11 protein-coding genes are annotated in these 12,329 nt (G+C 53.0%); 5 read left to right on the forward strand and 6 right to left on the reverse strand.

All coding sequences use genetic code 11. The annotated features are described in order from the left end of the window. Positions 1-27: 27 nt before the first annotated feature. The 3 genes from KTH_RS00850 to KTH_RS00860 form a co-directional block, all read right to left on the reverse strand. The gene (locus tag KTH_RS00850; RefSeq protein WP_497615892.1) at positions 28-1,026 is read right to left on the reverse strand and encodes an aldo/keto reductase; all 999 of its coding nucleotides are present in this window, start codon (positions 1,024-1,026) and stop codon (positions 28-30) included. A gap of 378 nt (positions 1,027-1,404) precedes the next feature. Next, on the reverse strand, positions 1,405-2,061 hold the full coding sequence (locus KTH_RS00855) for a hypothetical protein (RefSeq protein WP_497615894.1): 657 nt from the start codon (positions 2,059-2,061) through the stop codon (positions 1,405-1,407). A 36-nt stretch (positions 2,062-2,097) separates the two neighbouring features. After that, positions 2,098-2,742, reverse strand: a complete 645-nt coding sequence (locus KTH_RS00860; RefSeq protein ID WP_497615896.1) for an STM3941 family protein — start codon at positions 2,740-2,742, stop codon at positions 2,098-2,100. Positions 2,743-2,905: 163 nt separating this feature from the next. On the opposite strand from KTH_RS00860, the gene KTH_RS00865 reads away from it, so the two are divergent. Continuing rightward, the gene (locus tag KTH_RS00865) at positions 2,906-3,193 is read left to right on the forward strand and encodes a hypothetical protein (RefSeq protein ID WP_497615898.1); all 288 of its coding nucleotides are present in this window, start codon (positions 2,906-2,908) and stop codon (positions 3,191-3,193) included. 44 nt (positions 3,194-3,237) lie between these two features. Here the strand turns inward: KTH_RS00865 and KTH_RS00870 are convergent, their stop codons facing one another. Beyond that, complete coding sequence (locus KTH_RS00870) at positions 3,238-4,212, reverse strand: carbohydrate-binding protein (RefSeq protein WP_497615899.1); 975 nt, start codon at positions 4,210-4,212, stop codon at positions 3,238-3,240. Between the two features lie 278 nt (positions 4,213-4,490). Here KTH_RS00870 and KTH_RS00875 point away from each other — a divergent pair, with 278 nt between their 5' ends. From KTH_RS00875 to KTH_RS00885, 3 genes are all read left to right on the forward strand, one after another. Beyond that, entirely contained in the window at positions 4,491-5,477 is a 987-nt protein-coding gene (locus KTH_RS00875) for a GNAT family N-acetyltransferase (RefSeq protein ID WP_497615901.1), read from the forward strand. 82 nt (positions 5,478-5,559) lie between these two features. Continuing rightward, positions 5,560-6,744, forward strand: coding sequence for a DNA glycosylase AlkZ-like family protein (locus KTH_RS00880; RefSeq protein WP_497615902.1), 1,185 nt, complete (start codon positions 5,560-5,562; stop codon positions 6,742-6,744). Positions 6,745-7,082: 338 nt separating this feature from the next. Continuing rightward, a complete protein-coding gene (locus tag KTH_RS00885) occupies positions 7,083-7,493 on the forward strand; it encodes a nitroreductase family deazaflavin-dependent oxidoreductase (RefSeq protein ID WP_497615904.1) in 411 nt (136 codons plus the stop codon). A gap of 766 nt (positions 7,494-8,259) precedes the next feature. Here the strand turns inward: KTH_RS00885 and KTH_RS00890 are convergent. After that, positions 8,260-8,895 carry a TetR/AcrR family transcriptional regulator gene (locus tag KTH_RS00890; protein ID WP_497615905.1) on the reverse strand — a complete coding sequence of 212 codons (636 nt, stop codon included), beginning with the start codon at positions 8,893-8,895 and terminating at the stop codon, positions 8,260-8,262. 153 nt (positions 8,896-9,048) lie between these two features. Here KTH_RS00890 and KTH_RS00895 point away from each other — a divergent pair, with 153 nt between their 5' ends. Then, positions 9,049-10,614, forward strand: coding sequence for an FAD-dependent monooxygenase (locus KTH_RS00895; protein WP_497615907.1), 1,566 nt, complete (start codon positions 9,049-9,051; stop codon positions 10,612-10,614). 342 nt (positions 10,615-10,956) lie between these two features. On the opposite strand, the gene KTH_RS00900 is transcribed toward KTH_RS00895, so the two are convergent. Further along, positions 10,957-11,658, reverse strand: coding sequence for a PIG-L deacetylase family protein (locus tag KTH_RS00900; protein ID WP_497615909.1), 702 nt, complete (start codon positions 11,656-11,658; stop codon positions 10,957-10,959). Positions 11,659-12,329 lie beyond the last annotated feature (671 nt).

Here is a 12,329-nt window from a genome sequence, read left to right on the forward strand (position 1 = left end):
ATACGCGTGGCAACCCGGCCTTGTCCCCTACCTCGCTTCTTTTGCCCTTTCAAGCAGTTCGTCAATCTGACGCATTTGATCTTCTGGTAACGGCCCATAATGCAGCGCAGCCACATTCTCTTCTACCTGCTCGACAGTCTTGAAACCAGGAATTGGAATCGTAATCGAGCTTCTCGCCCAGATCCAGGCCAGCGCACCCTGTACAAGCGTCCGACCATCTGCGGTTAGCACTTCTCGCAAGGCATCAACCAGTGCAGCCCATCGATGAATCTGATCTGCTTGAAAGTATGCGCACCACGAGGGAGCCCGCCGCCGAAAATCGTCTTCTGCTAAACCGGCATTGCTCCGATACTTGCCGGTCAGCATCCCCATAGCAAGCGGAGAGCGACAGAGAGCCGCTAACCCCTGTGCCTCACAGAACGCCAATACCTCATCATTCCCATCGAAGACATTGCGCTGCTGCTGAATCACCGTACAATGAGGTCCCTGTGCGAAAAGCGCCGCCAGTTCAGGATCATCGGTACTGGCTCCGTAAAAGCGAATCTTACCCGCGTGTACCAACTCCTCAAGCGTCGTGATGACCTCTTCCCCCTCGGCACGCGAGGAGATCCCACAATGCAACTGATAGAGGTCAATATAGTCAGTTCCGAGTCGGCGCAAACTCGCCTCACAGGCCGAGCGAATATACTCGGAGCTGACATTGCTTCCCGTCGCCTGCCGGGTTGCCTCATCAAAGAGAAAGCCAAACTTGGTCGCTATGATAACCTCGTGTCGCCGGGACGCGACCGCTCGACCCAGAACGCGTTCACTATGCCCACAACCATAGACATCGGCAGTATCAAATAACGTGACACCCAGGTCCAGGCTCCGCTGAATCGCGCGTATCGATTCTTCATCGTCCACGGCGCCCCACCCATCCGGCTGACCATCAAGAGTGAATTTGCCGCCAATAGCCCAACATCCCAGGCCGATCGCGCTGACCTCTAACCCACTTCGCCCCAATGTACGCTTCATGACCGTATTCATTCCCTGTTCCTCTCCTTTCTTATTGAGCAAGAGCTTCTCAGATCTGCATGTATGATAGTACACATGCGAATTTCCCACATCCACTCAAAGCAGGATTTTCTGAAAAACCATCACGCCCCAGAGCAAGACGCTTCACCTGGCTTCAGGAGAGGAACCACAAAGATGAACAGCCTTTTCGCAGCAGTTGTACCAAACATACCCAACGGGAGCAGCTTTTGCTCGTCTCATCACACAACCCGATTGCTACCCGGTTCGAGCAGGATCTTATTATTATGCATCATCACAGCGAAGAGTACAGAGACGTTACACGTTCAGCCCTCCAGGTGCTTCACTGGCAGAGAAAAAATGACTATAGCCGCTTTTTTGCCCTTCACCTGCTTAATGATCTGCTCGAAACTGGATCGAATACATCCGCACTTCCTCCGCGAAATCGTGCTGAATCTGTTGAAGAATGTCCTTGAGCTGATACCCTCTTGCCAGGCTCCCCTGCGAGATACGAAGCGGCGCGCCCGTTTTTTCCAGCATCCGCCGCATGCGCCACGCCTTCAGCCCGCCAATGCGGGAAAGATAAAGCTGCACATACCGCATCTGAATGGCAAGATGCGGCCCAAATACTCCCGATTGAAGCGAGAGACATTCAATATAGGACCAGGGAACAACCGTGCGCCGAAAAAACGGTGGGCTGGCAAGCGTGATCCCTTCCTCGTTGATCTTTAGCACCGGAAAACGGTAATACGCAAAGAGAAACCAGCCATTTATCAGCAAAACGACAGCGATAAAAAGACCAGACGAGAAATAGGTAAAGAAATATATTTTTCTGGTTGTATCCTCAATGGCAACTGCCGAGAGCGTCTCTAACGGATAAAGCTGAAACAGGATAAAGGAGACCAGATTCATCAGCAGGGCCGCGATCATGATACCCCCGAGCAGAATAAGGCCATTCCAGATCCGCAACAGCCTGCCATTGAGCCTCACGCGAATTTCCCGCGCAGGCAAAGTGTATGGAGAGCGTGGTTCGTGCAAGCGAGAGTCCATAATAAGCAATATTTCCTTTTCTATTCTCTGAAGCGGTCAGTCTTCCGGGCGCTCAAGCCCTGTCCGTACCTGGATCGAGTACATTCGGAGCTCTTCTGCATAGTGATCCTGTATATCGCGCACAATATTGGGCAGAGGATGCCGCAAGTCAAGTAACTCCTGAGAGATAACGAGCGGTGCCCCTGTTTTCGCCAGCATACGACGCATTCGCCACGCCTTCGGTCCGTTGAAACGAGACAAATAGACTTCCGCGTCCCGGGGATAGATCGCAAGATATACTCCGCCTCGCTCTAGCTGAAGCTCCAGACGCTCTATTTCTGTCCAGGCAATGAACATTCGCAGGAACAGGGGAGACCAGGCAAGCGTGATCCCCTCAGGCGTCACCTGAAGAACAGGGATACGAAAATAGGCATAGACAAGCCAGCCCATACCCAGAAACAAAACCCCGCTATAAAGAACCGGCGATAGCAAGGAGAGCCGATCCACCCACGCCGCCTCAAGCTGGAACATCCGGAGAAGAATGGAGATCAGCCGGACACCGCCATATATGAGAAGGGAGCCACCACATGCAACCAGCATTCCCCATAGTTGCAAGGTCATCTTTCTGAGCTTCCAGCGACACTCGCGATGAAGCGCCTGAAACGGATCTGCTGCCCGCCCATAGTGAGAGAAAGGGTTCATCGTATCTCCTGCAATACGTTATCGCGAGTAGTATATCTCTTTTTATCGATACCTCTCTATGAGATAGCTCACAAGCACTCCCTGCAACGCCTGTGACACCTTCCGCTTTCTCATAGCGTGTCTTCTACAAACATGCCGGTTGAAAACAAAGGAGAGGGAAAGCATGGAACAGGAAGAGCGCTATAAACAGCATGAAGATACACTTGTGAACAGTCTGCGTTTTCTGCAAAAGAAGCATCCCGGCGTTCGTATCGAGGTCAACAACGAGGTTCTACGCCCGCACCATATCCAGCTTCAGGACAGCACCATCCCGGAGCTTCAGACGCAATTACAGCGGAACGCGCCATCACTTCTTGAGCGCACTGTCCATACGCTGGAAAGCGAGCACTCGGGCGAGATCTTTGTATTAGATGTTGCCGAGGATGAGCATGTTTTCAGCTATCACTTTTAGAGAGGTACTGCCTGCATTGTCCACAAGCAGTACCCCGCGCTTTCTCAGGCAACGCGCACAATCCAGTTGCTATTATTGGCTACACGCTGGAAGGTAAGCGTTGAACACCAATAATCGCTCGGGTTGGGGCTGGTTGAGGGGCTCCAATAGGAGTTCGATGCATCGGCCAGCTTCCAGGTACCACCCGAGCGAAGCTGGAAATTGCTGCTCTCAAACACGGTATTCTTCGCCTCGGTACAGTACCAGGCCTGCCCGGTCTGCGGGTTCCGTGTCGCATAGATCTCGAAGATATTCCAGCCATAGCTTAACTGTGCCTTGTCTGTACCAGAGCTCGTGTAGAAGGTGTCCCAGGTTCGGTTCTGATAGTTATACAGATACGCGGTCCAGGAATTCCCGCCACTCGCATTCTTCACGATCTGGACGGTATAGGCAGAGCGCCCATTCACAACCGTCGTGTAGAGCCGCAGGAAGTTCTGATCCATCATGACCTCTTTTTGTGGACCACTCCCTGAGCCAGCCGAGCCGCCACACCAATCCCAGGCCCATATCAAATCACCGACCGCCCGAGAATAAACCGTCGTGACTTCCATGCAAGCATTGTACGGCTTCATCGTAGGCGTATAGGTGTAGTCGCTGGTGCTGCCCCGCACCACGTAGGACGGATCAACGCTCTGAGTTGCCATCATACCATCATGCGTCCCCTGATTGGCGAACACGCCCCAGAACTGATGCAGCGTCTGTTGCACCAGGCTCCCGGATGCCTGTTTCCGGGAATTCCTGAAATCCTGAAGGCGCTGTTGCTGCTGCTTCTGTATTTTGGTAACCATCGCCGCACGACCCGAGTCGCGTAACAGGGTAGGGGTCACATCATGTGCGCCAATGACCACACCACCACGCGGCGCATTGGGATCGGGAGAAGACATCGCATGCGTGGCCTGAGCGAACTGTCCACTCAAGGCAAACGTGAGGCAGAAAGCAAGGAAGAGGCCAATACACGCGCGTTGCACCCTTCTCTTCATAGCGAGACTCCTTTCTCTTCTGCTTCCCTGACATCCTTTTCAGGGAAAACAATCAGCATAGAAAATGGGTAACGCAAGCAAAAAGTGGCAAGAGGCTAGAGAATTTATGGCACCATATACAATAAGAATACACTATTCTGCACGTTCCGTAAAGAGGGACATTCCACTCAGATGAAACACCCGTTTCTCTGTTTTTCGCCTCGTACAAGTATCTTTTTCTTTTCTTTCCGTATACTATTCACTGTTGAACGGCCCCAAAAATGCAAGGAGGCATTACAATGATTACACTTCGTCCATCCCAGCCTGACGACTCTCCAGCGCTCCTCACCCTGTTTCAGGCTCAAGAGCAGCGGCAACATCAGCAAGATCAGCGACTCGCGCTTCATACGCCACAACAAATTCGCGCATTCCTTGAACAGGAGCCCGGCTTTGTTGCCCTCAACTCAGCAGGCCAGATTCGAGGATACGTGCAACCCGCTATCTGGGAAGTCGCTCCCGACAGCATCTTGCAGGCTTTCCTCACCCCTCAAAATGGAACAGTGCGCCTCGTGCTTCCGCATCTCGAGGAGGACGATGCGCTTGAGGTGCTTCAACGTTGTCTGGAACAGGCCGAACAATACTGGCAAGCACACCATACGACTGGTGATCTGGTACGCTGGCCCTCTACCGACCCCTGGATCTTTCCCGCGCTTACGCCATTCGGCTTTCAGCTTGATAGTATCTGTGCTATGCACAATCCCACAACAGTTACCGCAGCGCCGAAACCGGCAACTGTGCGCATCAGGAAGGCCCGGCCTACCGATGAAAAACTACTCCTGCAACTGCTTGAAGAAGAGCTACGCTATCACGAGGCATACACACCCTTCGTCCGTTACTGTGAGGCGGCCCATATCTCCTTTCAACGTGCCCTGCGTCGTCTCTGGGCAGGAGAGCCAGATGCACCGATCGTTTTTGTTGCCGAAACGCAAGATACAATCATCGGTATGGCAGAAAATAGCCTGCTTCCCCTCACAGCAGAGGACACCCCGGGCTTTGTCCCGGCTGGCATCCACTGGAGCATTGATAATATCTGCGTGCTTTCTTCCTGGCGTGGTAGAGGCATAGGCCGTCAACTGCTCACAGCGGTTTTTGAGAAGTATCAGCATGTGTCGCCGCTACACAGCATGCTCCTCTGGTATAATCCCGACAACCCGCAGGCTGCTCATTTTTGGCAGGCGACTGGCTTCCGCCCCCTCTGGACAACCTATCAGCGAATACACAAATAAAGGACGGAAGTTGACCGTTATTCATGTTACACTGCAGGAGAACACGACGAAAAGCCAGTTAATCAGAAGGAGCATCCAGGATATGGAACAGGATAACGATCTGCTTTTACGCATACGCTGGTGGAGCTACCAGCGACAGCGGCTCGGGCAAGCAGCGGCAAGCATGGAAGAGGTCTTACAGGATGTGGTCGGCGTCTATAGCTCTCATCCAAGCGCGCCGCTCTCCCTCCTTGCGCGCACCGCAGCTTTCTCTCCTGAAGCGTTTCGAGCGCTTGATCTGGAGAAAAAGGCGGTTCGTATTCCTGCAATGCGTCGCGCGATCTATCTGCTTCTGGCGGAGGACGCGGCTTTTGTATTTGCTGCTACACGCGAGAACAATGAACGACTGATGAAACACCTTGACTATGCGGCTCGCTATAGCAAACATGAACATCTATCCCGAGAAACCTATCCACAGCTCAAGGCAGCGCTGCTGGCTGCGGCACAAGAGCCATTGACCCCGAAACAACTCGGGCAGGCGCTCAATCAAGCCAAAGGAACTGCCATGATGGCTCATTTTCTGGGCTATGAGGGAGCCACGCTCAGAATCGGAGCTCATAGCCTGCGCTCGAATAGCCTGCGTTACGTCAGCACTGAGGCATGGGGCATCGAGCTTCAGTGCGAGCTTTCTCCTGAGGAGGCGCGACGACAGCTCGCCTATCGCTACTTCCGTGCTTTTGGTCCGGCCAGCGTCAGAGATTTTCGGTGGTGGGCGGGCATTCCCGCCGATGCGGCAGCAGCAGCCGTCGCACAACTTGAGACTGTGACGCTTCCGAACGGCCTTCTGCTCCTTGCGGAAGACCTTGCCGCCTTTGAACAGGTTGCACCGCTACCTGCCGACGCAATCGACATTTTGCCCATCTGGGATAGCTACACAATGGGTTATGCTCCCAGCGGGCATGCACGACAGATCGAGCCAGCAATGCAGGCGCACGTCTATAACAACCCGGCAAGAGACGGCGGTGACGGCATCGGCTCCGTTCTGCTAGCCGGAAAGATGGTTGCCTCATGGAGCAGCACGTTCACGGGCAATCATTTCAACGTCACCCTTGATCTGTTCGATACCACTGCGGAGGCACATATGTCCACCATACAGGCACGCTTCGAGGAGATCGCAACGGCACTCGGCGGCACAACCTGTACCATCACCCCGCATGATCCCTCGGCACTGCCATTAGCGGTCGCGAAAAACCGCATGCATTCCGCAGCGTCTCGCAAGCAGCAGTAGCCAATAAACAATGGTCGAAGGCCATCCCTTATTCACCCCCTCATGCTCATGGCAGGGGGTATCGATCAGGGTCGGGCCGCTTGCTCCTTTACCGCGAACCAGCTTCGACACGCCCTGAATCATCTCAGGTTCATCTTCGCCCGGATAGCTGCTTCATTTCCTATCCGGGCTCACCCCCACTGTTGGGGAACAGCCACACCTCAGCAGCAGTACGCCGATCTCGTTTCCCAACAGGCCAAAGCCGCTCATACAGACAATCATCTCTCCAGACGATGCCCGCCCCCTCCCTCCCGCTGTACTCTGTCATCAGGAAGATTGAGTAGAAAGGATAACATCCTATGAGCAATGGAAATGAAGCTATCATTGCGGAATTTCGAGCGAATGGAGGCAAGGTCGGCGGCCCATTTGAAGGCGCTCCGATGCTTCTGCTGACCACGACCGGAGCAAAGAGCGGTCGGACCCATACTACCCCCCTGATTTATCTGGCCGATGGCAACCGCCTGCTTGTCTTTGCAACCAATGCCGGAGCACCAATCCATCCAGCCTGGTTCCATAATCTGCAAGCAAGTCCTGATGTCATCGTCGAAGTGGGTACTGACACCTTCCCGGCCATAGCCACTAGAATTACCGGTGAGGAACGGGATCGCCTGTACGCCAGACAGGCCGCGATCTTCCCGGCTTTCGCTGATTATGAAACCAGAACATCCCGTCTGATCCCGGTTGTCGCCTTACAGCGTAAACAGGGATAGAAACGGATGCACATATCAGGATTAACCAGAATGGCCCGCCGTACGTGGCGGGCCTCTCCTTTGCTCTCATCACTTTTTGCGCTTCGGTAACGGTATCATCTGAGCATTCTGTAAATGACAGATAAAGCTAAACAAAACACCTCAGTACAGCACAGGAAGGATATAATAAAGCCTCCAACTGGAGAGATTGCCATGATATCTTAAAAGGAAGGTCACGAAAAGCATGACGATCCCAAGCAGAAAACCGAGGATGATGATAGACAGAGAGAAGCGGTCAGGCTTTTTTCCAAACTTTCGCAAGCGCTATAATTTCTCTATCTGGCCGATCGGTATCGAAATGAACAGTGACGTTATCAACACGTCAAGTTGAAAAAAGATCTCTAACATATATTTTCCTAATTTGCTCCTTCTACAGCTTAATGATATATTTTATCTACTTTCTCCCTGCACTTCTTTCCCGAACCATATTCTGCTATACAGAGCATACAATCATCCAAAAAACAGGAAAATATCGATATAGCGCGCATAATACTTAAAAAAACAGGAAACGAGCAATCAGCATGAAGACAGAAGCAGCAGAAATTCGTACGCACGGAAACAGTTGTATCTATACCCTCTCCTGTTATTGCTATAGAATACATATACTTCGCACGATATGCTGTATACAACCGTTTCACCTGATACAATGGAAGCAGCCCAACTGGACAAAGCAACAAAAAAAAGGAACCGGTACGATCGTACCGGTTCCGATAGCAGCACCTCTGATTTATGGAGCATAAGAAGTATCCAGGCCGTGCGCCAGCAGTTCAAGCCCCGCCGATATCATCTCTGCCAGCGCCGCATGAATCTCATCAGCAGACTGGCCGCTCTCGCATCGGGCATCGTATTCGGTGAAAAGCTTCCCGTAAAGAGCCAGTATCAGATGAGCGACAAGGTGAGGCACAATCTCGGGTGCATGCATCTCTTCGGCCAGCACGCGCTCAACCTCTCTCTCGCCCATCTGCATCATGCGCAGGCTATACGCTTGCAGGGATGGGGTGCTCTGTATCATTTGAATGACTTGCCGCCGCTCTGTGCCCTCCTCAACAGGCATAGCCCGAAGCCGTTCCAGGCTGAAACGAAGATCCTCACGCAAAAAGGCCAGCAGCGTTTGTCCCTGCTGGCGCTGCTGAATGCGCTTCGCTAATTCCGTCTCCATTGGCCGATGAAGCCCGAAAAAGAGCTCTTCCTTCGTCGGGAAATAGTTATAGACCGTATTTGCCGAGACGTCGGCAATGTCCGCTACTTCGGTCACAGTCACCTGGTCAAAGCCCCGCTCAAGAAAGAGCCGAAGCGCCACAGAAGCTATGTGCTGCCGTGTCTGCTGCTTTTTTCGTTCGCGTCGTCCTGATGGCTGTCTCATAGGTGCAAGTATAGCCTCTTCTTCAAGAGACTGCAAGTCTGGGGGTTGACATTTTTTTAGCATGCTTTATAATTACATCAACTTAAAAATTTAAGTTACTGCAAAATTTGTATAACTCAAAAATATGGTAACTACAGAATGGAGATCTGTTTCATGGAACACGAGACTACATCCGTATTGATTGTCGGGGGAAGCCTGGTCGGGCTCTCCGCTGCTGTGTTTCTGACATCGAGGGGCATACCAACTGTGGTTGTTGAGCGGCATAGCGGTAGCTCGCTTCACCCTCGTGCGATTGGCTTCACTCCAAGAACAATAGAGCTGTTCCGGACGGTTGGCCTGGAAGCGCGTATCCCCCACGCTCCCCCGAGTGTCAGATTACGACGAGCCCGCATTGAGAGCCTTGCCGGAGCATGGTTCGAGGAAACTGATTGGACCCCTCAACGCAAGGAAACGCCTACAATTGTCTATTCCCCGTGCACAGGTGCGGCCATCGCTCAGGATAAACTCGAACCGATCCTGCGAGAACGGGCGTATGAGCTTGGCGCGGACATTCGCCTTTCGACAGAGCTTGTTCACTTTGAGCAGGACACGGGCGGTGTGACTGCGACCCTCTGCACACGCGATGGACACACCTCGACACTGCGTGCCGCGTACCTGATCGCCGCCGACGGCTCTCGAAGCTCGATCCGTGAGACGCTTGGCATCGGTCGAAAGGGACGAGGGCTCATCAGAATAATGCGAAGCGTGCTTTTTGAGGCTCCCCTTGATGCGTATCTTGCGCGGGGAGTATCGCAATTCGAGATTGAGCAGCCAGACATGGACGCCTTCCTTACCACCTACGGAGACGGGCGCTGGGTTCTGATGTTTTCCGATGACATCGAACGAGACGAGGATACCCTGCGCACCCTGATACAAAAAGCCATCGGTCGATCAGACCTCCCTATCAAGATCATCACAACCGGGCGATGGGAGCTCAGTGCTCTGATAGCCGATCGTTTCGCCTCGGGAAGGGTGTTTCTGGCTGGCGATGCCGCCCACACCTTGCCGCCAAGCCGGGGCGGATATGGCGCGAATACCGGGATCGAGGATGCCCATAATCTCGCCTGGAAACTGGCTTCGGTCCTCTCGGGGCAAGCCACGCCACGTTTGCTTGATACCTATGATGCAGAGCGCCGACCAATCGCCTGGCTTCGCCATCAGCAAATCTTCGCCCGCCCTGACTATCAGGAGGCCGCTACCCCGGCAGACGCAGCGACACCCATCCTGGATGATGCCGCAATGGAATTCGGGCAACTGTATCGATCAGCCGCAGTGCTTGGGGCAGGAGATGAGCTGCCACCCGCGCAACGGCCGGAGCAGTGGGCAGGGCAACCCGGCACCCGAGCACCACATATGTGGGTCTTCGTCGGGAATGAGAAGCACTCAACACTCGATCTATTCCAGCAGACCTGGGTACTGCTCTCAGAGGAAAAACGCTGGCACGCGGTCGCCACAGCCGTCGCCGAGAAACTGGGCATCGCATTGAAATTCATCCATATCGGGGAAGCTATACGGTCAGTAAACGGGGAAAGCTATCAGACAGCCCTGGGATTACAGCAGGGAGGCGCCTCGCTCATCCGCCCGGATGGCTACATCGCCTGGCGCTCTCTCGACTGGCCCGAGGATGCTCAGAGAACCTTGCGTGACGCGCTGCGAGCGGTTGCAGCAACGACGCGCTAGCCTGGTATCCGCAAAAAAGGATGGGAGTACCCGCAACGTGTCAGATACTCCCATATAAAGCAAGCACGTGATGGAACCGGGCGTATAGTTTTCGCTCGTGGACGGACCACCAGCGCCCGGTGCTTCCCGTCTGGCGAACAGAGCCGTCCGGGTGATAAAGGAGATCGTTATGAGAAGAGGTAAAAAAGGGCTGGCAAACAAAACCAGCCCACTAGCAGCAGCTTCATGAAAGAATACCTGCTTTCAGCGATACAGATACATACGATGCACAGAAGGTATGCATCCTCCTCACTGCCTTTTTTTGATAGCCAGCCAGGAGGATGCATACCTTCTGTATCGCAGCTACACGCTCAGATGGTGAAACGCTTCCGCATACGCCAGCCTGTGTTCTGCACCCGCAAGCATCGCTCTCCGCTTGACTCGTTCCCGCACACTTGACCCCTTCACCTGGCTGGCATGACATTGGAGCGCTGCTATTTTCTTCTCCAGGACCGGGCTGATATCAACCCAGTGGTTTGGTTTATCGGTCGGGAACAGATACACCTGCTGGATTTTGTGGGGTGTCACGCCTTCGGTGAGCTGCTCCGGGAAGTACAGCCGTCCTCGGGCGCTTGCCAGTGCATCCAACGCGCAGAAGCCAACCGCCCGATGATCGGGGTGGATCTCGCCACGCCGCCAGGGGTCAAGCGTAAAGAGCACATCAGGCTTCCAGCGCCGAATCACATGAGCGAGCTCACGCCGAAGCTGCATCGTTGGCTCGACCTCTCCATCAAAATAGCCATCTAAAAACGTCACAGTCTCTACACCAAGCACCTGCGCTGCCTCTCGCTGCTCGCGCTCCCTGATCCTCGCTACCTCTTCGGGAGTCAGATCACCATCATCATCACCTTTATCGCCACGCGTAACCAGCAGATAATGAACATGGCAGCCCTCCTCTACAAGTCGAGCGACTGTGCCAGCCGCCAGAAACTCCGCATCATCCGGATGTGCCAGCACAAAGAGAATCCGCTGTCCACCCGGCGGCAATAAAATAGAAGAAGCCATTTCTTTTCCTCTTTTCCAGTATAAATAGCGTTATAGAGCACACCTGATTGTCATAAGACTCTATCGATAGAGTGACGCGCCCCTATCCGGTTCGTGAATCTCTATCTTGCCTCTCTATTATGGCACAGGTTGACGCTTCCTTTTATCACTATCGAACAGATCACGTCAATTTAATAGAGGAGTTCTTTTCACCGGGATGAGGAAAGACGAAAGAGTGTATAATCATAGCGGTGATAGAGAATACCTGCTTCTACAGGTTTGTTTGGGTGTAAAGGGGTCGTATCCATTCTTCCGACGGTAGCTCCGGTGATAGAGGAAATATCCAATTTTTTCTTCTAATACAGCTTCTTGCCTATTGAAAAACAGCTCACATCAGATCATTAAGAAAACAGAAAAAGTAGAAAGAGTGATGCTATGCGACGATTGCTGTTCGCACTGGTCCTTGCTCTCCTGACGCCATGCACCTGAAATCAGTTCAGCATCTTGCATCTTTTTCCAGGTCCTTTCCTCTCATCTCCTCCAAAATAGGGATCAACAAACGCATATGAGAGCGCTCAGGGATTGCGCACTGTTGGATACCACTGTCAATCTGCAATCCCGTCATCCCTCTGGCATTTGAAACGACTCAAGCAATTATTTTAAACATATGTTTGAATTATACGTATGTATGA

This window comes from Thermosporothrix sp. COM3 (assembly GCF_059696735.1).